This window comes from Janibacter melonis (assembly GCF_003721155.3).
GTDB lineage: Bacteria > Actinomycetota > Actinomycetes > Actinomycetales > Dermatophilaceae > Marihabitans > Marihabitans melonis.
The window spans coordinates 2,611,877-2,632,093 of sequence record NZ_CP044548.2 but is presented as its reverse complement, the minus strand read 5'-3'; the positions used below and the strand labels follow the sequence as shown (position 1 = coordinate 2,632,093).

Genomic DNA, 20,217 nt, shown 5'->3' with positions numbered 1-20,217 from the left:
ACACAGGGCTGCTCGAGGTGATCGGTGCGAAGGGGGCGGGCGAGGTCAGGAGGGTGGCGAGGACCTCCTCGTCACGTCGGGGTGGTCGGCGGGCAGGATCGTGAGGACCCGGCGCAGCCAGATCGTGGCGCGGCCGACGATGCCCTCGGGCATGAGGAAGACGATCGCGATGAGCACGACGCCGAAGACGACGCCCGACAGCGGGCCGGTGGAGAAGGACCCGGTGAGCTGGGGCAGGAAGACGACGGCGAAGGCTCCGACGAGCGGGCCGGCGGTCGTCGCGACCCCGCCGAGGACGAGGCCGGTGATGAGCTCGATGGACTTGAGCAGGGTGAAGGACCCGTCCGGCGACAGCGCGCCGACGTACTGCGCGAAGAGCGCGCCGGCGAGCGCGGTGATCGCCCCGGAGACCCCGAAGACGAGGATCTTCGTGCGGGCGACGTCGACGCCGTTGGCCGCCGCCGCGATCTCGTTGTCGCGCACGGCCTGCATGGCCAGCCCGAAGCGGCTGCGCACGATCGAGCGTGCGAGCACCATGACGACGACGAGGACGAGGGCGGAGAGCCAGAACATCCACAGCCCGCGCTCGGCGCGAACGAGGCCCGTCCACTCCGGCGGCGCGAGGAAGCGCGAGCGGATGACGAGCCCGGCCGCGCCGCCGGTGAGGTCCTCGGCGCGGCGCACGATCTCGGGGAAGGACACGCCGACCGCGAGGGTGACGAGGGCCAGGTAGAGACCCTTGATCCGCAGGGACGGCAGGCCGACCGCGAGCCCGACGGCGAAGCCGAGCACGATTGCGACCGGCACGGTGGCCAGCGGCGCGAGCTCGTAGCGGGTGACGAGGATGCCCGTCGTGTAGGCCCCGAGACCGAAGAAGGCCGAGTGCCCGATGGAGAGCAGGCCCGTGTACCCGGTGACGAGGTTGAGACCGGCGATGGCGATGGCGATGACGAAGACGTTCGTCATCTGCCCGACCCGGAAGGGCGCGAGGTTGGCCGCCCACACGAGGAAGAGGACGGCGAGCACGACGAGCACCGCGCGCATGAGCCAGTGCTGCCGCGAGCCGTGGACGACGACGATGCCGCGTCGGGCCGCAGGGGGTGCCTGACGAGTGGGTGCGGACTCCTGCAGGACGGTCATACCCTCACCAGCTTCTTGGTCCCGAACAGGCCGTTCGGCTTGACGAAAAGGATCGCGACGATGACGAGCAGCGCCGAGGTCTGCTGCAGGGAGCCCCCGATGAAGGAGACGTAGCCGGTGAGCATCGCCTCGAGGACGCCGATGACGAGCCCACCGACGACCGCCCCGCCGAGGCTGTCGAGCCCGCCGAAGAGGGCGGCGGCCGAGGCGGCGATGAAGATCGTGAACATCGTCGTCAGGCTCAGCTGCTGCGGTGCCAGCGGTGTCACGAGCACACCGGCCAGGGCGCCGATCGCCCCGGACAGGCCCCACCCGATGGCGAGGATGCGGCTGGTCCGCACGCCCGCGAGGGTGGCCGAGGTGGCGTTGTCGGCGACCGCCCGCATGTGCAGCCCGAGCTTGGTGAAGCGGAAGAGCAGCGTCATGAGGAGCATGAGGAGGAGCAGCGCGCCCCACACGCCGAGCGCGTCGAAGTACAGCCGCGCCCCGCCGACGGAGACGTAGTCGTCGAGACCGTTGGGGAAGGGGCTCGGCATGACCTTCGTCTCGCTGCCCCACAGCAGGCCGGCGAGGGAGTTGAAGCCGGTGAAGAGCCCGAGCGCGACGATGAGGACGGCCATGTCGTTGCGCCGCTGGACCGGCCGGATGAGGAAGCGCTCGACCGCCGCGCCGATGACGAAGCCGAGGGCGAGCGAGGCCGCGATGGCGACCCAGATGCCGACGCCCTCGGTGGTGAGCCACCAGGCGACGAAGGTGGTGAAGAGCGCCAGCTCGCCCTGGGCGAAGTTCAGGGTGCCGGTGCCGCGGAAGACGACGACCAGCGCCAGCGCGAGCAGCGCGTAGATCGAGCCGTTCGTCAGTCCGGAGATGAGGCGTTCGAGGAAGAGTTCCATGCGGGGCTCCTAGTACCCGAGGTAGACGCTGCGCACGGCGTCGTCGGCTCGGAAGGTCTCGGGGGTGCCGGTCGCCGCGATGGTGCCGACGTCGAGCAGGTAGACGCGGTCGGCGAGGTCCATCGCCAGCTCGGCGTTCTGCTCGACGACGAGCAGCGCCGTGCCGTCGGTGCGGTTGATCTCGGCGAGGGTCGCGAAGAGCTCCTGGACGACGATGGGCGCCAGCCCGAGGCTCGGCTCGTCGCACAGCAGCAGCCGCGGGCGGCTCATGAGCGCGCGGGCGACGGCGAGCATCTGCTGCTCCCCGCCCGACAGCGAGCCCGCGAGCTGGTGGGAACGCCGCCCGAGGACCGGGAAGACCTCGCACCACCGGCGGATGTCGCTCGCGACCTCGGCGGAGTCCTTGCGCAGCGCCGCTCCGACCCGCAGGTTGTCGACGACCGAGAGCTGGCCGAGGGTGCCGCGACCCTGGGGCACGAGGCTGATGCCGCTGCCGACGACCTGCTCGGGGCGTCGCCCGAGCGGCCGGCCGTCGAGCTCGACGGTGCCCCGGCGGGCGATGAGCCCGCTGATCGCGTGCATCGTCGTCGTCTTGCCCGCGCCGTTGGCGCCGAGCATGACGACGACCTCTCCGGCGTCGACCTCGAGCGAGATCCCGTGCAGCACCTCGCTCGGCCCGTAGCCGGCGTAGAGGTCTGTGACTGTCAGCAGGCTCATGCGGCGGGCCGTCCCAGGTAGGCCTCGACGACCGCGGGGTTGTCCCGCACCTCGGCCGGGCTGCCCTCGAAGATCGTCTTGCCGAAGTCGAGCGCGACGACGTGGTCGCTGATGCCGAGGACGAGCCCCATGTGGTGCTCGACGAGCAGGGCGGCGAAGCCGAGCTCGTCGCGCAGCGCGACGACGAGCTCGCCGAGCTCCTTGACCTCGCTGTGGGTCAGCCCGCCCGCGGGCTCGTCGAGGAGCAGCAGCTCCGGCTCCGACATGAGGGCCCGGGCCAGCTCGACCCGCTTGAGGGTGCCGAAGGGGAGCCCGTGCGCCGGTCGGGAGGCGACCTCGAGGAGCTCGAGCCGCTCGACGAGGTGCCAGGCCCGCTCCCGCAGCTCGCTGCGGCTGCGGCGCACGCTCGTGCCGCCGACCATCGCGTTGTCGAAGACCGTCATCGCGTCGAAGAGCGCGAGGTTCTGGAAGGTCCGGGCGATCCCGCCCTGGGCCAGCCGGTGCGCCCGGCGGGCGAGGAGGTCCTCGCCCTTCCAGGTGATGGCACCGTCGGTCGGCTCGTAGATGCGGGTGATGCAGTTGAAGAGCGTGGTCTTGCCGGCGCCGTTCGGACCGATGAGTCCGACGATCTGACCGGGCTGGACGTCGAAGCTCACGTCGTCCAGGGCACGGATGCCGCCGAACTGGATCGAGACCCCGCGCAACGACAGACCAGACCCGGACACCCTGTCGGGCATCGTCCCCGGCGCCGTTGCCGGGGGGTTCTCGCTCAGTGCCATGACTGCCTTCCTCGTGACACTTCATTTATCAGTGTGATAGTGATTACTACAGTAACCAGAGTGAGACGTCAACCATCACGATGGCGGCACGGACCGACCGGACAGCTGTGGAGAGGACACGCATGAGCACCTTGCGAGGAGCCCGCGTCGAGGACGCGACGGTCGTCGTGACCGGCGCCAACAGAGGCATCGGGCTGGCCTTCGTCACCGAGGCCCTGGAGCGCGGTGCGCGGAAGGTCTACGCCGGCGTGCGGGACCCCCAGGACGTCACGCCCGAGCTCGCCGCCACGGCGGCCGAGGTCATCCCCTTCGAGGTCACCGACCCAGAGCACGTGGCCGCGGCCGCCGCCCGGTGCGGCGACGCCACGGTGCTCGTCAACAACGCCGGGCTCCACGCCCAGGACCGTCTCGTCAAGTGCGCCGACCCCGACGCCGCACGCCGAGAGATGGAGGTCAACTACTTCGCGCCGCTCGCCGCGACCCGGGCCTTCGCGCCGGTCATCGCCGCCAACGGCGGCGGGTCGATCGTCAACGTCCTGTCGGTCGCGGCCATCGCGCCGACCGCCTTCATGGGCGGCTACTCCCCCTCGAAGGCTGCCGCCCTGTACCTGGGGGGCATCGCCCGCGCCGAGCTCGAGCCGGACGGCATCACCGTGACCTCCCTCGTCGTCGGCTCGGTCGACACCCGGATGGCGGCGCACGTCGACGGTCACAAGGAGGACCCTCGCGACATCGCGGCCGCCGGTCTCGACGCGATGCAGCGCGGGGTGTGGACGGCCGACACCGACCGCATGGCCGTCGAGTCGCGCGCACGTCTCGCGCTCGACCCCGTGCGCTACGAGCGGGGCCTGGGCAAGCTGCTCTTCGTCGAGTCGCTGAGCACGAAGGCCTGACGATGAGCGTCGAGCACGTCGCCCCGTACATGGCGCCGACACCGGACTCCTACCGCGACCCCCACTACGCCCTCCACGCCGACGGCACGCGGGTCGAGCGGGTCGAGGACATCCTGCGGCGGCGCGCTGCCGCCACCCCGGACCTGCCCGCCGTCCTCGAGCCGGGCCGCACGACGACCTTCGCCGAGCTCGACGCCATGGCGAGCCGGGTCGCGCAGAGCCTCATCGCCGACGGCGTGCGCCCGGGCGACCGGGTCACCTACGTCGGCGAGAACGCGCCGTCCTTCCTCGCGGTGCTCTACGGCGCCTCGAAGATGGGGGCGATCCCGACGGCGCTCAACTTCCGCCTCGCGGTCCCAGAGGTCGAGTACGTGCTGGCGCACAGCAGCCCGGCGGTCGTCGTGCTCGGTCGCGACCAGGAGCGCCTCGCGCAGGTCGCCGCCGCGCAGCCGTCCGTGCGCCGTGTCGTCACCCCCGAGGCGACGGAGTGCTCCACGGGGTACGACGAGTGGACGTGGGACGCGCCGAGCGACGACCCCGGGTACGCGCGGGACCCGCAGGACACCGCGCTGATGTTCTACTCCTCCGGCACGACCGGCCGGCCGAAGGGGATCGAGCTCACCGGGGCCAACCTCGGCCAGGCGATCGCCGCGATGCACTACGTCATGGAGCTCGACACCGACTGCGTCGCGCTGGCGCCGGTGCCCTTCTTCCACGTCTCGGGCTTCGGGCTGGCCATCGTCGCCAACGTCAACGGCGCGGCCCTGCTGCTGCGCAACCCGACCTCGCCGATGGACCTCTTCCGTATCCTCCAGGAGCACGACGTCACCCACGCGGTGGCGGTGCCGACCGTCATCCAGATGCTCCTGCAGGTGCCGGAGGTGCGCGAGGCCGACTGGTCGACGTTGCGCTACCTCGTCTACGGCGCCTCGCCGATGCCCGAGCCGGTGCTGCGGGACGCGACCGAGGTCTTCGGGTGCAAGTTCCTCCAGTCCTACGGGCTCACCGAGTCGACGGGCGGCGTGACGATGCTGTCGCCAGAAGACCACCGGCCGACCCCGGAGACGGCCCACCGCCTGCGCTCCGTCGGCCGCCCGATGCCGAACGTGCCGGTCCGCGTCGTCGACCCCGTGACCCTGGAGGACCTCCCCTTCGGCGAGCGCGGCGAGGTCCTCATCGGCGGCGGGCATGTCATGAAGGGCTACTGGGAGGCACCGGAGGCGACCGCCGCCGCGGTCATGCCCGACGGCTGGCTGCGCACCGGCGACGGCGGGTCCATGGATGCCGACGGCTACCTCTACCTGCACGACCGGCTCAAGGACATGATCGTCTCAGGCGGGGAGAACGTGTACCCGGCCGAGGTCGAGAGCGTCCTCACCGGGCACCCCGGGGTGGCGCAGGTCGCCGTCATCGGCGTGCCGTCGCAGCGGTGGGGCGAGTCGCCGATGGCGGTCGTCGTGCGCGCTGCGGGCGCCGAGGGCGAGGCGCTCACCGAGACCGGTCTCGTCACCTGGGCCCGCGAGCGCATGGCGCACTTCAAGTGCCCGGTCTCCGTGGCCTTCGTCGACGCCCTCCCGCTCAACGCGAGCGGCAAGCTGCTCAAGACCGAGCTGCGCTCCCGCTTCGCCTGACGACGCGACGGCGGGCCCCCCTTCGTCTCGGCGAAGGGGGGCCCGCTCACGTCGTGCGCACGGTCAGACGAGGCGCAGCTCGACCCCGCTGACGACGAGGGTGCGCTCGGGCGGTGTCACGGCGTCGACGCACCTCAGGTCGACCGCGCTGAGCATCCGGCGCTCGCCGCGCACGAAGCGCACCGTGCGCGAGCCCAGCTCGATGCTCGGCACCTCGCCCTCGACCACCTCGCACCCGAGCACCCCGGCCCACAGCCGCGCCTGGGCCTTGGGGTCGCCGGACTGCACCTCGACGGCGAGGACGTCGTCGACGACGGGCGCCTCGGGCTCGGCGGTCTCGATGTCGTCCCAGAACCACTGCTCCGGCTGCGGGATCTCGTCGAGCTCGACGAGCAGACCCATGTCGCCCGGGTGCAGCTGGACGATGCGCCGCTCGTAGGCGACGAGGTCGGCGACGACGCGCACGCCGAGTCGCTCGGCGTTCGCGACGAGGACGCCGGCGTCGGGCACCTGGATCGACAGCGCGTACCCGCCGCCTCCCCCGCCCTTGGTGATCCAGCCGTTGATCGACGCCGTCGGGGTGAGCGGCGCGACGACCTCGAGGTGCGCCTCGGGGCCGACCCGCAGCGTCTCGTCGGCCAGCCCGATGTCCTCGAGCAGCGGGTCGGCGAAGCCGGCGGGGAGCCCGAGGGCCTCACGCAGCTGGGTCGAGGTGCTCTCGAGGTCCTCCGCCCCGATCACCACCTGACGGATCGTGGCCCAGCCCTGGTCCTGCGTGGTCATCCGATGCTCCTGTCGTGTCCGGCCCAGTAGGGCTTGCGCAGCTCGCGCTTGAGCACCTTCCCGGAGGGGTTGCGGGGAAGGGCGTCGACGACGCTCACGGCGGTCGGGCACTTGTAGTGCGCGAGCCGCTCGCGCGTGAAGCCGATGAGACCGGCCTCGTCGATGGAGGTGCCCGGCTTGGCGACGACGACGGCGACGGGGGTCTCGCCCCACCGCTCGCTGGGGACGCCGATGACGGCGACCTCCTGCACGTCGGGGTGCGCCATGATCGCGTTCTCGACCTCGGCCGGGTAGATGTTCTCGCCGCCGGACATCAGCAGGTCCTTGATCCGGTCCTTGAGGAAGAGGTAGCCCTCGTCGTCGAGGTAGCCCGCGTCACCGGTGCGGAACCAGCCGCCGGGCCAGAAGGCGTCAGCGGTGGCGGTCGGGTTGCGCCAGTACGACCTCGTGACGCCGGGGCCGCGGGTGACGACCTCGCCGACCTCGCCGACGGGGCAGTCCTCGCCGGTCGCCGGGTCGACGACCGCGACCTCGAGGCCCGGGACGGCCCGACCCGCCGAGCGCAGCTTGCTCTCGGGTCCCACGCGGTGGTCGTCGGGCCGCAGGATCGTCGTGACGCCGATCGTCTCCGTGAGCCCGTAGCTCTGCGAGAGCTGGGCGCCGAAGGTCTCCTGCGCGCCGATCATCACCGTCTCCGAGATCGGCGAGCCTCCGTAGACGAGGTGCTCGACGCTGGAGTAGTCGGCCTGCGACGCCTCGGGGCTGGTGATGAAGAGCTGCATGACGGTCGGGACCATGATGACGTGGGTGGCGCGGTGGCCGACCATGAGGCCGAGCATGTTCTGCGGGGTGACCTCGGTGAGCTGGATGATCCGCCCGCCCGCGGCGAGCGCGATGAGCGACCAGCCGCCGGCGGCGATGTGGTAGTACGGCGTCGGCACGAGCGAGACGCTGTCCTGCGAGACGTCGAACTGCGCGCTGAAGGCGCCGACCGCCCAGAGCATCCCGTCGACCGTCGTCGTCACCCCCTTCGGCCGTCCCGTCGTGCCGCTGGAGTACATGAGCGAGAGCAGGTCGTCGCCGCGTGCGTCGCGGCACGGGTCCTGCGCGGGCTGCTCGGCGAGCCACTCCTCGTAGGCCGTCCAGCCCGGGGGCACGACGAGCTCGGCGTCACCCTGGGCGAAGACGAGCCGGTGACCGGCGTAGTCGTCCGGCACGAGCTCGCACAGGTGCGCCTCGACGAGGAGGGCCGCCGGCTCGGAGTCGGCGAGGATCCCGGCGATCTCCTCGCCGGCGAGGCGGAAGTTCATCGGGACGATCGCGGCGCCGGCCTTCGTGGCCCCGAAGAAGAGCTCCCAGAACTCGGTCGCGTTGCGGGCGAGGTAAGCGACCCGGTCGCCGCTGCCCAGGCCGTGGGCGACGAGGCCCGAGGCCAGGCGGTCGGTGCGCTCCGCGAGCTCGCCGTAGGTGACCGGTCGCCCTTCGCCGACGATCGCGGGACGGTCGGGGTGGGCCGTGCTGCTGCGGCGGAGCAGGTCCGCGACGGTGCGTGCTGCCATGGCGAGTCCTTCGGGTGGTCTAGCGGGCGGACAGGTCGATCGCGCCGGCGCCGCGCGCCGGGGTGAGGGCGGGACGGACGGTGACGCCGGGCGCCGCGGCGACGACGTGCGGGATGGCGTTGATGACCTGCCCCGCGACGGCGTACTGCTCAGCACCCATCCGGCTGCGGTCGTCGGGGTGCTTCTCGAGGTCGATCGACATCCGCAGCCCCGGGTGGCCGGTGACGTGCACACGCCACAGCGGGGGCTCGGCGTCCTCGAGGTGCGCCGTCTCGACGAACCAGTGGATCGACATCGTCAGCCGGCGGCGGCCGTCGACGACCCCGTGCCACCGCCACCTCGTGTGACCGACGGTGCCGGCCCGCACGGTGCCGGCGTGGAGGTCGAGGTCGGTGAGCGCGGGGTGGCAGGCGTGGTCGGTCTCGACCCGCTCGAGCTCGAGGCCGAGGTGGTGCGCCATCGCGGCGAGGACCTCCTCGTACATCCCGTTGAGCGCCCCGGCGGGGCCCCACGAGGGGTCGTTCGGGTCGACGGCGTCGATCTCGGCGCCGAAGCCGAGGGTGTCGAAGAGGTAGCGGGGGTCGCGCAGCTCGCGGGCGTTGGCGGACTCGACGACCTCGACGTGCTCGAGCGAGGCGCACACGGCGGTCGCCATGACGGCGACCTGCTCGGCGACGAAGCCCGGGTTGAGCCCGACGCCCATGACGCTCGCTCCCCCGGCCTCGCCCGCGCGCTGGAGGCGCTCGAGCCGGTGGCCGGGATGGGCGTGCGGGTCGGTGTAGCCGTTGATGCTCAGGACGTTCGCGCCGGACTCGAGGAGGCGCACGACGTCGTCGTCGTGGCTGCCGTAGGCGCCGATCCGGGCGGCGTGCACGACGACGTCGGGGCGAAGGGCGAGGATCTCCTCGACGTCGTCCGTGGCCAGGACGCCCGTGGCCGGGCGACCCGCGATGTCGCCCAGGTCGCGGCCAACCTTCGAGGAGCCGTAGACGTAGGCGCCGACCACCTCGGTGCTCGGGTGGTCGAGCATCGTGCGCAGGGCGGCCTTGCCCATCGCGCCGGTGGCCCACTGCACGACGCGGTAGGGACGCTCGGTCATCGGCTCTCCTCGTCGGGCGTGGTGGCTGCGGTGCCGGCGGGGACGATCGAGATGTCGGCCGCGGCGAGCGGCTCGCCGCAGCGGTCGCACGCGAAGAAGGGGACGTAGTCCTGCCCGCACGTGCGGTGGGTCTGGAGCAGCGCCGGGCCCTCGGGGGCGTGGAACCACTGCTCGGCCCAGTGCAGGCTCGTGGCGACCACGGGGAAGAAGGCGCGGCCCTTCTCGGTGAGCCGGTACTGCACCCAGTCGGCGCGGCCGAGGCTCTCGACCGGCTCGAGGACGCCGATGGCGACGAAGGCCTTGAGCCGCTCGGCGACGAGGGTCGGCGGGGCGCCGAGGGCGCTCTCGAACTCGTGGAAGCGCGACAGCCCGCGGAAGGCGGCACCGAGGAGCGCGGAGGACCAGCGGTTGCCGAAGATCGTCATCGTGTCGGGGAAGAGACCCGACTGGCCGCCGACGGCCTCGGCGTCCGAGCGCCGACGGGTGGCGGCCTCGGGCACCGATCGCGGCCAGCTGCCGCTCGGGCCCCACTCGGCCTCGATCTCGCGGGCCGCGACCGGCCGGCCGCAGGAGCGGCAGCCGAGCACCGGCGCGAAGTCCGCGTCGCACGTGTCGTGGTGCATGCTCGGCAGGCGCTCGGCGTGGTCGGGCACCCAGTGCCGCTCCCACTCCCAGATCGCGAGGAGCACGGGCCACAACGACCGGGTCCGCGGCGTCGGCCGGTACTCCGCCCGGACCGGCTTGTCCTGGTAGACGTGCCGCTCGAGCATCCCCTCGCGCGTGAGCATCGCCAGGCGCGAGGTGAGGGTCGAGTTCGAGATCGGCAGCGCGTCCATGAGCTGGCCGTAGCGCCGGATCCCGCGCAGCGACTGCTGGACGATGAGGAGGGTCCACTCGTCGCCGAGCAGGCCGAGCATCCGCCCGACGGCGTTCGGGCCGTCGGTCTCGAGGCGCGTCGGCTGGTCCGGCAGGACCGCCGGCTCCTGGGTCTTCGTCATCTGCCGCTACGGCCTCTCCGCGACCGGGGCGCTCACAGGTGCACCGCGTCCGCGGCGGTGTCGGCCGTGTGCCAGCGGCGCAGCTCCGAGCCCGCGGCCCACGTCGAGTGGGTGCCCGAGGAGATGCGCTCGGGGAGCTTGAGCTTGCAGACCGGGCCGTCTCCCACGCGCGCGGCGTCGAGGACGAGCGCGTAGGAGGCGTCGGCGTTCATGTCGGTGAGCAGGGTGATGAGGTAGCCGTCGTCCTCGGCGGTCGCGCCGACGCGCGGGGCCATGGCGGTCTCGCTGCCGTAGACGCCGTCGCCGAAGGAGATCCGCTCCTCGCCCCCGGTGTGCAGGTCGTGCTTGACGAGGCCGTCGAAGAGGAACCAGGAGGGCTTGCCGGTGGCCGCGTACGCGTACCGGTAGGCCCCGCCCGTGTAGCTGCCGTTCATCATCCCGAACTCGGTGATGCTGTCGCTCAGGTGCTCCTCGCGCACCGCCCCGGTGACGAGGTTGAGCCGCCACCGGTGCAGGCGCGACTGCATGCGGTCGAGGGCGAGGAAGCGGAAGGCGCGCTGCCACTTGTCGCCCATGCCGTTGTCGGCCGGCTCGGGGTCGCCCTGGAAGAAGCCGTCGAGGACGATCTCGTCGCCCTCCTCGTAGGCGTTGACGAAGTGCAGGACGTAGGTGGACTCGGCCTCGAACCACCGGATGTCCGAGGTCTGGCCGCGGCGCGGGATGACGGCGAAGCGCGAGGGCATGTCGCGGTGCCACCTCGCGATGTGCGCGTCCTTCTTCAGCGCCTCGGGGTCCCAGAAGAGCGGGAAGTCGTTGAGGATCGCGTAGTTCTCGGTGAAGGCCATGTCGTGCGGCAGGCGCGGGCCCGGCAGCGGGATGTCGACGTAGTGGGCGAGGTCGTTCTTCTCGTCGACGACGCCGTAGTGCATGTACGGCGCGTCCTTGCTGTAGTTGAAGAAGAGCATCTCGCCGGTGCGGTCGTCGATCTTCGGGTGCGCGGAGACGCCCCACTGGACGGGGAAGTCACCGTTGAAGTCCTCCTTGCCGCGGGTCTGCGCGGAGAAGGGGTCGACCCGGTAGAGGTCGCCGCACTGGTAGAAGCTCGTGAGGGCCGTACCGCGGTGGACGACGACGTCGGTGCTCGACGCGTCCTTCATCCGGGTCCGCGCGCCCCAGCCGTCCTCGCGCAGGGCGATCCGCGGGGGCTCGGCGAGACCGGCCCACAGGGCCTGACCGGCCTCCTGCTCGGCGACGAAGCCGTCGGTGCGGATGAAGCGGTTGCGGTAGAAGGCCTTGCCGTCGCGGAAGCCGACGACGTGGATCATGCCGTCGCCGTCGAAGGGGTGGTAGTTTTTCATCGACGGGTGGACGGGGTTCTCGGTGTTGCGCAGGTAGACGCCGTCGAGGTCGGCGGGGATCTCGCCCTCGACGACCTCGAGGTCGTCGGCCACCCACTCGGAGGTCTGCGGCCGCCACGGGCCGGTCCGGTAGGGGTGGTCGTCGTCCTCGGGGAGGGTCGACAGGATGCGGCCGACGACGTCGACGTCCATGGGGGTCCCTTCTTCCTGCTCTGGTGTGCTCAGCGCTCGGTGGTGGCGACGACGAGGCTGACGGTGGTGGCGGTGCTGCCGCCGAAGTTCAGCGTGGCGAAGGTGCGCGCGCCCTCGACCTGGTAGGCGCCGGCGGTGCCGGAGACCTGCTTGCCCGCGTCGAGCAGCATCCGCACGCCGCTCGCGCCGACCGGGTGACCGCCGCCGATGAGACCGCCCGAGGGGTTGATCGGCAGGCGCCCGCCGATCTCGATCTCGCCGTTCTCGATCGCCTTCCACGACTCGCCCGGACCGGTGAGCCCGATGTGGTCGATGGCGACGTACTCGCTGGGGGTGAAGCAGTCGTGGGTCTCCAGGCCGTCGAGGTCGTCGAGCCCGATGCGGGCGCGGTCGAAGGCGGCGTGGACCGTCTCGCGCAGGTGCGGGAGGAGGTAGGGGCTGTCGGCGGCGCGGTCGATCTTGTCCTGCAGTCCCAGGCCGACGGTGCGGTGACCCCAGCCGGTGAGCTGGGCGATCGGCCGGGCGCTCGGGTGGCGCTCGAGCCAGCGGTCGGTGACGAGGACGACGCCGGCCCCGCCGTCGGTGACCTGGCTGCAGTCGAAGCGGCGGATGCGGCCGTCGACGACGGGGTTCGTCTCGTCGTCGGACCCCGCACCCTCGACGAGGTCGGGCACCTCCCAGCCGCGCGTCTGCGCGAGCGGGTTGAGCCGGGCGTTGGCGAAGTTCGTCTGGGCGATCGCCCGCAGGTGCACCTCGTCGATGCCGTAGCGCGCGTCGTACTCGTCGGCGACCCGGCTGAACATGTGCGGCCACATGAAGCGGGCGTCCTGGCCCTCGTGGCCGGTCCAGGCCGCGGCGCCGAGGTGCCCGGCCGCAGTGTCGCCGGGCACGGTCTTCTCGAGCTCGACCCCGATGACGAGGGCGGCGTCGTGGTCGCCGGTGCGCAGGTCCGCGACGGCGGCGAGGACGGCGATGCTGCCCGAGGCGCATGCCGCCTCGTGGCGTGAGGAGGGCAGGCCCCACAGGTCGGGGCGCACGCTCGCCGGCATCGCGCCGAGCTGGCCCTGGTGGGCGAAGAGCTGCCCGAAGGCGTTGCCGACGTGCACGACGTCGATGTCGCCCCCGTCGACCTTCGCCGCCTCGAGCGTGTGGTCGACGACCTCCTTGGTGAGGTCGGCGAAGTCGTGCCCCTCGCGGGTGAGGTTGCGCGAGAAGTCGCTCTGATACCCCCCGAGGACCCAGATGGTCGTGGCGCTCATCGCACTCCCTTCGTGCAGCCGACATCGGCCGCAGGACTTGTCATCTCCGTCGCACCGTACTACAACTACCAGAGTAACTCCATCGGCTGAAGAGGACCTCATGAGCGACGCTCTCGTGCTCGACTACGTCAGGACACCGCGCGGCAAGGCCTCGCCACGGGGCTCGCTGCACGAGCACACACCCGTCGATCTCGTCCTGCACCTGCAGCGCGCGCTCGTCGAGCGCACCGGCCTCGACCCCGCCCTCGTCGACGACGTCGCGATCGGCTGCGCCGGACAGGTCGACGAGCAGGGCGCGAACCTCGCCCGGACGGCGACCCTCCTCGCCGGCTGGGGCGACGACGTGCCCGGCGTCACCCTCAACCGCTTCTGCGCCTCCGGCGTCGACGCCGTCGGCCAGACCGCGGCGCGGGTGCGCGGAGGCGACCTCGGCCTCGCGGTCGCGGGCGGTGTCGAGAGCGTCTCGCGCGTGCCGATGTTCACCGACCGCGGGCCGCTGTGGAGCGACCCGGCGACGATCCGCCAGATCGGCTCGGTGCACATGGGGATCGCGGCCGACCTCAACGCCACCCTCGACGGCTTCACCCGCGAGGAGCTCGACGCGTACGCCGTCGAGACGCACGCGAAGGCAGCCCGGGCGACCCAGGACGGGGCCTTCGCCCGCTCGCTCGTGCCGGTGCCGCACGCGGACGGCTCGCCGGGAGCCGCCCATGACGAGCTCGTGCGACCAGGCACCTCCCTCGACGCCCTGGCCGCGCTGCCGCCCGCCTTCGCCCAGCTCGGGGCGGACGGGCAGGACGCGATCGCTCTCGGCGCCTACGACGGCGTCGACCACATCGACCACCTGCACACGGTCGGCACGTCTCCGCAGATGGCCGACGCCGCGGCCCTGCTGCTCCTCGGCGACGAGGCCGCTGCGGCCCGGACCGGGCTGCGCCCTCGCGCCCGCGTCCTCGCGGCCGCGTCGACGTCGGTCAACCCGGTCGTCATGCTCACCGCCGGGCAGAGCGCGGTCGAGCAGGTCATCGCCCGCGCCGGGCTCACGCCGGACGACATCGACGTCTTCGAGTTCGCCGAGGCCTTCGCCGCCCTGTGCCTGCGCTTCCGGCGCGACCTGGGTGTCGGACCGGAGCGGATGAACCCCAACGGCGGGACGATGGCGATGGGTCACGCCTTCGGGGCGACCGGGGCGATCCTCGTCGGCTCGTGCGTCGAGGAGCTCGAGCGGCGGGACGGGCGCTACGGCGTCGCTGCCGTGAGCGGCGCCGCCGGCCTCGGGGTGGCGGTCCTCGTCGAGCGGCTCGCGGGATGAGCGCCGCGGAGCGCCCGCTCGAGGGGCAGGTGGCCGTGGTCACCGGCGGGGGCAAGGGCCTCGGCCGGGCCTTCGCCCGGCACCTGGCCGACCTCGGCGCGGCTGTCGTCGTCAACAACCGCAACCGGCAGGTCGACGCGCAGGGCCGGGGGCCCGCCGACCACGTGACGAGCGAGATCCTCGCCGCGGGCGGCAGGGCGGTGGCCCACCACGGCGACGTCGCCGATCCCGAGACGGGGACGTCGCTCGTCCAGCTCGCGCTCGAGCACTTCGGGCGGCTCGACATCTGCGTGACGAGCGCCGCGGTGAGCATGCCGCAGATGCTGCACAAGACCTCGGCCGAGCACTTCCGCACGGTCATGGAGGTCAACGTCACCGGCACGGCGCTCGTCATCGCGCCGGCGCTGGCCCACATGCGCGCCGCCGGCCACGGCCGGCTGGTGCTCGTCGCGTCGACCGCCGGCCTGCACGGCGAGCCGACCGTCTCCGCCTACGCCGCGAGCAAGGGCGCGGTCATCGCGCTCGGCCGCACCGCCGCCGCGGAGGGCGCGCCCAAGGGCGTGCTCACCAACGTCCTGCTCCCCTACGCCACCACCCAGATGACCGAGCAGGGCATGGATCCCCGGCACGCCGACCGGATGCGCTCCGAGCTCGTCGCACCGGTGGTCGGCGCCCTCGCCGACCCCCGCTGCACCCTCAACGGGCAGGTCGTCGTCGCGGCCGGCTCGGGCATCCGTCTGGCCGAGTCGGTCGAAGGGGGCACGGTGCGCCTCCCCGACGCGGCCCGGCTCGACCCCTTCGTGCTCTCCGACCTCCTCGACCGCAGCCGGGCGGGCGAGCGCCACACCTACTCCGACGCGCAGGCCGCCTTCCAGAGCCTCGCCGCCGATCTCGCCTGACCACCTCCGACTCGAAGGACCCCCATGACCTCCGCACTCCCCTGGGGCGACGTGGCCCTCAACCTGGGCGTCAGCGTCCTGGCCACCGCCGTCTTCATCGGCGTGATCATGGCGACCGCCGTCGCCATCAAGAACCACTCGATCATCGACATCTTCTGGGGGCCGGGCTTCGTCGTCGTCGCCGTCGTCTCCTACCTGCTGTCGGCCGGCAGCGGCGGTGACGACACCCGGCGCCTCGTCGTGCTGCTGCTCACCGCGGTGTGGGGGCTGCGGCTCGGCCTCCACATCGGGCGCCGCAACCTCGGGCACGGGCAGGACCCCCGGTACACCCGGCTGCTCGCGTCGCGCGAGGGCGGCAGCCTCGTCGTCTTCCTCGTCCGCCAGGTCTACGGGCTGCAGGGCCTGCTCATCGTCCTCGTCTCGCTGCCCGTGCAGCTCGCCATGTACGAGAGCGCCCCGCTCGGGGTCGTGGGGGCCGTCGGCATCGCGATCTGGGTGGTCGGCTTCACCTTCGAGGCCGTCGGCGACTGGCAGCTCTCGCGCTTCAAGGCCGACCCTGCGAACGAGGGCCGGATCATGGACCGCGGGCTGTGGGCCTGGACGCGCCACCCGAACTACTTCGGCGACTCGTGCGTCTGGGTGGGTCTGTGGGTCCTCGCCCTCGGTCACTGGGCGGGTCTGCTCACCGTCATCGCCCCCTTCGTCATGACGAAGCTGCTCGTCTCCTACTCGGGCAAGAAGCTGCTCGAGAAGGGCATGCGGCGCAAGCGCGGGGCCGCCTACGAGGACTACATCGCGCGCACGAGCGGCTTCTTCCCGATGCCGCCGAAGCGGCGCGCGGCCCGGACGTCGGCGTGACGGCGAGGGCCGCGCTGCCGACCCTGGCCGACCTCCTCGCGCTCGAGCAGGTCGACGACCGCACGTGGCGCGGGATGACCGACGGGGTCCCGCTGCCCCAGCTCTTCGGCGGGCAGCTCGTCGCCCAGTCGCTCGTCGCCGCGGGGCGCTCCGTGGACGAGCACGTGCTGCCGCACTCGATCCACACGAGCTTCTTGCGCGGCGGGCTGCCCGACGAGCCCGTCGACTACCGGGTCGAGGTGCTTCGCGACGGCCGGCAGACGGCGACCCGTGAGGTGAGCGCGTGGCAGGGCGAGCGGCTCGTGTGCCGCTCCACCGTCTCGTCGACCTCGCTCATGGGCGGGCTCGCGCACTCGCGACCGGCCCCGGCCACCGAGGGGCTCGAGGCGGCCGTCGACCTGCACGTCCTCGCCGAGCCGGACGGAGGTCTCGGAGAGTTCTGGGACGACTTCAGCGCCTTCGAGATCCGGGTCGAGCCACCGCTCGTCCCGGCCGACCACTGGGCGTCGGCACCGCAGAACGTGTGGATGCGCTGCACCCAGGACTTGCCCGACGACCCGCTCTCGCACCGCGCGGCCATCGCGTACGCGAGCGACCTCATGCTCATGTCCACCGCCGTGACGCCGCACGGGCACACGACCGGGCACGAGACGAGCCTCGCGCGGCGGTGGTGGGCGGTCTCGCTCGACCACGCCGTGTGGTTCCACCGTGACGCCGACGCCGGCGACTGGCTGCTCTTCGAGCACTCGACGAGCGCCGCCGGCGGCTCCCGGGCGCTCGTCGACGCCGCGGTCTTCGCCCCCGACGGCACGCAGACGTGCCGCATCACCCAGGAGGCGCTCGTGCGCCCCGCCCGACCCCACCAGGAGATCTGACATGACCGACCACGACGTGGCCGTGAGCCTGCTCGACCGCATCGTCGCCGCCGCCGAGGCCGGCGACCCGGCGGACATCTACGAGATCTACGCGCCCGACGCCGTCATCTGGCACAACCACGACCTCAAGGAGTCGAGCGTCGAGCAGAACGCCCGCCTGCTCGCGGCGATGGACCGCTGGGTCGCCGACCGCCGCTACACCGAGCGCCGCATCTCGACCTTCCCCGGCGGCGCCGTCCAGCAGCACGTGCTGCGCGGCACCCGCCGCTCCACCGGCGAGGAGGTGGCCCTGCACGCATGCGTCGTCATCGCCGTCGAGGACGGCCGGGTCACCCGTCTGGACGAGTACATCGACTCCGCGGAGGCGTCCCGCTTCGCCCCGTGAGCGGGTGCATCCCCTCCCCTTCGTCCGCAGCCTGACGGCGGTGTCTGCGCCTGGCACGCGACATACCCCGTGCCAGGTGGAGGTATCGCCGTCACCCCCGTCGACCTGTTCCCGGGCGGGCCCCCCTTCGCTACCGTGGTGATTGCAGATCGCAACCACCACGGACGAAGGGGTCCGGCCATGACGAAGTACCTCATCTCCTTCCCGAGCTCGGCGATGCGCGTCAGCGCCGAGGAGCTGCGGGCGGTGTCGGAGGACTCCCACGCGGTGATCGAGGAGGCCAAGGCGGCGGGCGTGTACGTCTTCGGCGGCGGCATCGACGAGAGCGTGGCCCCGGTCCTCGTCGACGCGGGCGGGGTGGTCACGCCGGGGACCTACCCGCAGACCAGCCAGATCGAAGGGGGATATCTCGTGCTCGAGGTGGCGTCCCGCCGCGAGGCCGAGGAGTGGGCCGCAAAGGTGGCGACCTCGTGCCGGTGCAGCCAGGAGCTGCGAGAGTTCGGCTACGACCCGGCGAGCTGATCCCCCTTCGACCGACCTACGGGCAGACCCGCGCGACGTGGCCGGGTGACCCGGCGGGCTCGAGGTCGCGGTCGCGCAGCACCATGGAGCGCGGCGAGGCCTCGTCCGCGCACATGGCGGCGAAGGTGCGGGGCAGGTTGTCGGTGTACTCGATGTCGAGCACACGGTCGCCGTAGACCTGCTCGTACGTCGGGCACTCGCGGTAGGCCGCGCACTCCTCGACGACGGCGAAGTCGAAGCCCGCGCCCTCGCGCAGCACCTCGGAGTCCTCGGCGGCGTTCTTCTGGCCCGCCGCCAGCCCCTTCGCGTGCGCTGCGTCGACGAGCCGCCTCGCGAGCGCGACGTTGTCCTGCCGCTCCAGGGCCCCGCCCGAGCGGGTGTAGCTGTCGAGGTTGTCGAGCTCGACCGCGTCGTACCCGTCGTCCGCGCACCGCTCGACCCACGGGACGAGCACGGCAGCGATCCGCTCGCGCCGGGCCTCGCTCGAGGTGTCGAGCAGCACCTCGTCGGGCCAGTCCGGGTCGGTGACCACCCGGCCGTCGCGCCGCAGCAGCGTGTCGTCCGGCCACAGCTCGCGATCGCCCGGCTGGGTCTGGAAGGCGTTGACGTAGCAGACCGAGTACCGGCCGGGATCGGGTCGGGCGGCCCGGTCGCGCACGACGGTCTGGACCGGTCCCGCCGGCGGGTAGGCCCCGCCGAGCTGGTAGTCGAGGCGACCCCCGGCCGGCGGCAGCGCGACCGCAGACATCGAATCGGACGACCGACCGGAGGGCGAAGGGGTGGAGCGAACGGCGTCGGCACAGCCGGCGAGCGCGATCGCGGCGGTGAGGGCGAGGGCCAGGTGGTGGCGGCGCCGGCGACGCCGGTCTGACCTGGACGACATGGGGCGAGGCTATCCACGGTCCTGGGAGGGCCTGGCTGCAGCGGCAGGCGGCCCTTCCTTCGCTGAACTATCGTGTTCACATTCCGCACACCTGGAACGAAGGACTGACGAGATGGCCGACCCGGCAGCGCCGACCGGTGCTCAGACGATCGACCGTGGCCTGCGGGTGCTGTGGCACCTCGCCGAGCAGCCGGGCGGGGCGAGCCTGGCCACGCTGAGCCGTGACCTCGACATGAACCGTACGGCGCTGCACCGGCTCATGGAGACCTTCCGGGCGCACGACATCGTGCGGCGCGACGAGAACAAGCGCTTCCACCTGTCGTACGGGCTCGTGCAGCTCGCGTCGCACGTCGACAACGACCTGCACCGCCTGGCCTACCCGGTCATGGCGCAGCTGGCCGATGCCACGGGCGGCACGGCGCACATCATGGTGCCGACGAGCGAGGTCGAGGTGCAGGCGATCAGCGTCGTCGAGCCGCGCAACGCCGCGGTGCACCTCGCCTTCCGCACCGGCCACCGCCACCCCATCGACCGGGGGTCGGGAGGGGTCGCGATCCTCGCCGCGCGCCCTCCGCGCGACGAAGACTCCGAGGAGGTCCGCGAGGCGCGGCGGCTCGGGTACGCGCTGTCCTTCGAGCAGATCATCCCGGGCGTCGCCGGGGTCTCCGTGCCGCTGTCGACCCCGACGCCCATGCCCGAGGCCTGCATCGGGATCTCGCTCGTGGACCGCAACGCCGCCGGTCGCGCCGCCCCGCTCGTCGTCGAGGCAGCCCGCGAGCTCAGCTCGCTGCTCTACGCGCACGAAGGGGGTCGCTGACCCCTTCGCCCCTCCCTCGGGCTCGCCCGGGTGAGGGTCAGGCGGTACGGCTCATCGCTCGAAGGCGATGGTGTGGGAGGTGTACCTGCCGACGTCCTGCGTGCCGTGCACCAGGAGCAGCTCGGCCTCGTCGTCAGCCGAGACGAAGACCGCCAGATCCGCACTCGGCCACCGCTCCCGCGCGGCGCTGAGGACGCTCGTGACGTCGGGCGCACCCGCCCAGTCGTAGTAGTCGACGCAGGTGTCGAGAGTCTCCGGATGCTCGACCGCCACGCGGACCACGAACCGCGGTGCATCCAGGGCGAGGCGGCCGTCCGGCGACTCGGTCCAGCGGAAGTCGTCCATCAGCCCTCACCCCGGTCCGA

General features: G+C 72.4%; 21 protein-coding genes. 9 read left to right on the top strand and 12 right to left on the bottom strand.

The genetic code is table 11. From position 1 onward, the window contains the following. Window positions 1–45 precede the first annotated feature (45 nt). The 4 genes from EEW87_RS12585 to EEW87_RS12570 are packed head-to-tail and all read right to left on the bottom strand — an operon-like array spanning window position 46 to window position 3,529. Window positions 46–1,140 carry a branched-chain amino acid ABC transporter permease gene (locus tag EEW87_RS12585; protein ID WP_123092717.1) on the bottom strand — a complete coding sequence of 365 codons (1,095 nt, stop codon included), beginning with the start codon at window positions 1,138–1,140 and terminating at the stop codon, window positions 46–48. Continuing rightward, on the bottom strand, window positions 1,137–2,033 hold the full coding sequence (locus tag EEW87_RS12580) for a branched-chain amino acid ABC transporter permease (RefSeq protein WP_123092718.1): 897 nt from the start codon (window positions 2,031–2,033) through the stop codon (window positions 1,137–1,139). The genes EEW87_RS12585 and EEW87_RS12580 overlap by 4 nt, the downstream gene beginning before the upstream one ends. 9 nt (window positions 2,034–2,042) lie before the next feature. Further along, window positions 2,043–2,750, bottom strand: a complete 708-nt coding sequence (locus EEW87_RS12575; RefSeq protein WP_123092719.1) for an ABC transporter ATP-binding protein — start codon at window positions 2,748–2,750, stop codon at window positions 2,043–2,045. Next, the gene (locus tag EEW87_RS12570) at window positions 2,747–3,529 is read right to left on the bottom strand and encodes an ABC transporter ATP-binding protein (RefSeq protein WP_205473838.1); all 783 of its coding nucleotides are present in this window, start codon (window positions 3,527–3,529) and stop codon (window positions 2,747–2,749) included. Before EEW87_RS12570 ends, EEW87_RS12575 begins: the two co-directional genes overlap by 4 nt. Window positions 3,530–3,651: 122 nt before the next feature. On the opposite strand from EEW87_RS12570, the gene EEW87_RS12565 reads away from it, so the two are divergent. Then, window positions 3,652–4,422 carry an SDR family oxidoreductase gene (locus EEW87_RS12565; RefSeq protein WP_123092721.1) on the top strand — a complete coding sequence of 257 codons (771 nt, stop codon included), beginning with the start codon at window positions 3,652–3,654 and terminating at the stop codon, window positions 4,420–4,422. A 2-nt stretch (window positions 4,423–4,424) separates the two neighbouring features. Then, window positions 4,425–6,053 (top strand): long-chain-fatty-acid--CoA ligase, encoded by a 1,629-nt coding sequence (locus EEW87_RS12560; RefSeq protein ID WP_205473725.1) that lies wholly within the window; start codon window positions 4,425–4,427, stop codon window positions 6,051–6,053. A gap of 63 nt (window positions 6,054–6,116) precedes the next feature. Here EEW87_RS12560 and EEW87_RS12555 read toward each other — a convergent pair whose 3' ends face one another. The 6 genes from EEW87_RS12555 to EEW87_RS12530 are packed head-to-tail and all read right to left on the bottom strand — an operon-like array spanning window position 6,117 to window position 13,301. Continuing rightward, entirely contained in the window at window positions 6,117–6,836 is a 720-nt protein-coding gene (locus EEW87_RS12555; RefSeq protein ID WP_123092722.1) for a VOC family protein, read from the bottom strand. Then, entirely contained in the window at window positions 6,833–8,395 is a 1,563-nt protein-coding gene (locus tag EEW87_RS12550) for a long-chain-fatty-acid--CoA ligase (RefSeq protein WP_123092723.1), read from the bottom strand. The genes EEW87_RS12555 and EEW87_RS12550 overlap by 4 nt, the downstream gene beginning before the upstream one ends. A gap of 19 nt (window positions 8,396–8,414) precedes the next feature. Then, complete coding sequence (locus EEW87_RS12545; protein ID WP_123092724.1) at window positions 8,415–9,494, bottom strand: NAD(P)H-dependent amine dehydrogenase family protein; 1,080 nt, start codon at window positions 9,492–9,494, stop codon at window positions 8,415–8,417. After that, window positions 9,491–10,492 carry a winged helix-turn-helix transcriptional regulator gene (locus EEW87_RS12540; RefSeq protein ID WP_123092725.1) on the bottom strand — a complete coding sequence of 334 codons (1,002 nt, stop codon included), beginning with the start codon at window positions 10,490–10,492 and terminating at the stop codon, window positions 9,491–9,493. The genes EEW87_RS12545 and EEW87_RS12540 overlap by 4 nt, the downstream gene beginning before the upstream one ends. Window positions 10,493–10,524: 32 nt before the next feature. Further along, a complete protein-coding gene (locus tag EEW87_RS12535; RefSeq protein ID WP_123092726.1) occupies window positions 10,525–12,042 on the bottom strand; it encodes a carotenoid oxygenase family protein in 1,518 nt (505 codons plus the stop codon). Between the two features lie 29 nt (window positions 12,043–12,071). Next, complete coding sequence (locus EEW87_RS12530; RefSeq protein WP_123092727.1) at window positions 12,072–13,301, bottom strand: acetyl-CoA acetyltransferase; 1,230 nt, start codon at window positions 13,299–13,301, stop codon at window positions 12,072–12,074. 100 nt (window positions 13,302–13,401) lie between these two features. Between EEW87_RS12530 and EEW87_RS12525 the strand changes: the two genes are divergently transcribed. From EEW87_RS12525 to EEW87_RS12500, 6 genes are all read left to right on the top strand, one after another. Beyond that, window positions 13,402–14,613, top strand: a complete 1,212-nt coding sequence (locus tag EEW87_RS12525) for an acetyl-CoA C-acyltransferase (RefSeq protein WP_123092728.1) — start codon at window positions 13,402–13,404, stop codon at window positions 14,611–14,613. Beyond that, window positions 14,610–15,512, top strand: coding sequence for an SDR family NAD(P)-dependent oxidoreductase (locus tag EEW87_RS12520; RefSeq protein WP_123092729.1), 903 nt, complete (start codon window positions 14,610–14,612; stop codon window positions 15,510–15,512). Before EEW87_RS12525 ends, EEW87_RS12520 begins: the two co-directional genes overlap by 4 nt. Before the next feature lie 24 nt (window positions 15,513–15,536). Next, on the top strand, window positions 15,537–16,370 hold the full coding sequence (locus EEW87_RS12515) for a DUF1295 domain-containing protein (RefSeq protein WP_123092730.1): 834 nt from the start codon (window positions 15,537–15,539) through the stop codon (window positions 16,368–16,370). Beyond that, a complete protein-coding gene (locus EEW87_RS12510; protein WP_205473724.1) occupies window positions 16,367–17,245 on the top strand; it encodes an acyl-CoA thioesterase in 879 nt (292 codons plus the stop codon). The genes EEW87_RS12515 and EEW87_RS12510 overlap by 4 nt, the downstream gene beginning before the upstream one ends. Window position 17,246: 1 nt before the next feature. Further along, window positions 17,247–17,630, top strand: a complete 384-nt coding sequence (locus EEW87_RS12505) for a nuclear transport factor 2 family protein (RefSeq protein ID WP_123092731.1) — start codon at window positions 17,247–17,249, stop codon at window positions 17,628–17,630. 180 nt (window positions 17,631–17,810) lie between these two features. Further along, window positions 17,811–18,152, top strand: a complete 342-nt coding sequence (locus EEW87_RS12500; protein ID WP_123092732.1) for a YciI family protein — start codon at window positions 17,811–17,813, stop codon at window positions 18,150–18,152. Between the two features lie 16 nt (window positions 18,153–18,168). On the opposite strand, the gene EEW87_RS12495 is transcribed toward EEW87_RS12500, so the two are convergent. After that, complete coding sequence (locus tag EEW87_RS12495) at window positions 18,169–19,035, bottom strand: endo alpha-1,4 polygalactosaminidase (RefSeq protein ID WP_123092733.1); 867 nt, start codon at window positions 19,033–19,035, stop codon at window positions 18,169–18,171. Window positions 19,036–19,147: 112 nt separating this feature from the next. Here EEW87_RS12495 and EEW87_RS12490 point away from each other — a divergent pair, with 112 nt between their 5' ends. Beyond that, window positions 19,148–19,852 (top strand): IclR family transcriptional regulator, encoded by a 705-nt coding sequence (locus tag EEW87_RS12490; RefSeq protein ID WP_163562453.1) that lies wholly within the window; start codon window positions 19,148–19,150, stop codon window positions 19,850–19,852. A 51-nt stretch (window positions 19,853–19,903) separates the two neighbouring features. Here EEW87_RS12490 and EEW87_RS12485 read toward each other — a convergent pair whose 3' ends face one another. After that, the gene (locus EEW87_RS12485; protein WP_123092735.1) at window positions 19,904–20,197 is read right to left on the bottom strand and encodes a hypothetical protein; all 294 of its coding nucleotides are present in this window, start codon (window positions 20,195–20,197) and stop codon (window positions 19,904–19,906) included. Window positions 20,198–20,217 lie beyond the last annotated feature (20 nt).

What these genes read in the sequence shown, in the direction of transcription:
- EEW87_RS12585 (WP_123092717.1), bottom strand. Translation starts at nt 1,140, where the DNA reads ATGACCGTCCTGCAGGAGTCCGCACCCACTCGTCAGGCACCCCCTGCG.
- EEW87_RS12580 (WP_123092718.1), bottom strand. Translation starts at nt 2,033, where the DNA reads ATGGAACTCTTCCTCGAACGCCTCATCTCCGGACTGACGAACGGCTCG.
- EEW87_RS12575 (WP_123092719.1), bottom strand. Translation starts at nt 2,750, where the DNA reads ATGAGCCTGCTGACAGTCACAGACCTCTACGCCGGCTACGGGCCGAGC.
- EEW87_RS12570 (WP_205473838.1), bottom strand. Translation starts at nt 3,529, where the DNA reads ATGGCACTGAGCGAGAACCCCCCGGCAACGGCGCCGGGGACGATGCCC.
- EEW87_RS12565 (WP_123092721.1), top strand. Translation starts at nt 3,652, where the DNA reads ATGAGCACCTTGCGAGGAGCCCGCGTCGAGGACGCGACGGTCGTCGTG.
- EEW87_RS12560 (WP_205473725.1), top strand. Translation starts at nt 4,425, where the DNA reads ATGAGCGTCGAGCACGTCGCCCCGTACATGGCGCCGACACCGGACTCC.
- EEW87_RS12555 (WP_123092722.1), bottom strand. Translation starts at nt 6,836, where the DNA reads ATGACCACGCAGGACCAGGGCTGGGCCACGATCCGTCAGGTGGTGATC.
- EEW87_RS12550 (WP_123092723.1), bottom strand. Translation starts at nt 8,395, where the DNA reads ATGGCAGCACGCACCGTCGCGGACCTGCTCCGCCGCAGCAGCACGGCC.
- EEW87_RS12545 (WP_123092724.1), bottom strand. Translation starts at nt 9,494, where the DNA reads ATGACCGAGCGTCCCTACCGCGTCGTGCAGTGGGCCACCGGCGCGATG.
- EEW87_RS12540 (WP_123092725.1), bottom strand. Translation starts at nt 10,492, where the DNA reads ATGACGAAGACCCAGGAGCCGGCGGTCCTGCCGGACCAGCCGACGCGC.
- EEW87_RS12535 (WP_123092726.1), bottom strand. Translation starts at nt 12,042, where the DNA reads ATGGACGTCGACGTCGTCGGCCGCATCCTGTCGACCCTCCCCGAGGAC.
- EEW87_RS12530 (WP_123092727.1), bottom strand. Translation starts at nt 13,301, where the DNA reads ATGAGCGCCACGACCATCTGGGTCCTCGGGGGGTATCAGAGCGACTTC.
- EEW87_RS12525 (WP_123092728.1), top strand. Translation starts at nt 13,402, where the DNA reads ATGAGCGACGCTCTCGTGCTCGACTACGTCAGGACACCGCGCGGCAAG.
- EEW87_RS12520 (WP_123092729.1), top strand. Translation starts at nt 14,610, where the DNA reads ATGAGCGCCGCGGAGCGCCCGCTCGAGGGGCAGGTGGCCGTGGTCACC.
- EEW87_RS12515 (WP_123092730.1), top strand. Translation starts at nt 15,537, where the DNA reads ATGACCTCCGCACTCCCCTGGGGCGACGTGGCCCTCAACCTGGGCGTC.
- EEW87_RS12505 (WP_123092731.1), top strand. Translation starts at nt 17,247, where the DNA reads ATGACCGACCACGACGTGGCCGTGAGCCTGCTCGACCGCATCGTCGCC.
- EEW87_RS12500 (WP_123092732.1), top strand. Translation starts at nt 17,811, where the DNA reads ATGACGAAGTACCTCATCTCCTTCCCGAGCTCGGCGATGCGCGTCAGC.
- EEW87_RS12495 (WP_123092733.1), bottom strand. Translation starts at nt 19,035, where the DNA reads ATGTCGTCCAGGTCAGACCGGCGTCGCCGGCGCCGCCACCACCTGGCC.
- EEW87_RS12490 (WP_163562453.1), top strand. Translation starts at nt 19,148, where the DNA reads ATGGCCGACCCGGCAGCGCCGACCGGTGCTCAGACGATCGACCGTGGC.
- EEW87_RS12485 (WP_123092735.1), bottom strand. Translation starts at nt 20,197, where the DNA reads ATGGACGACTTCCGCTGGACCGAGTCGCCGGACGGCCGCCTCGCCCTG.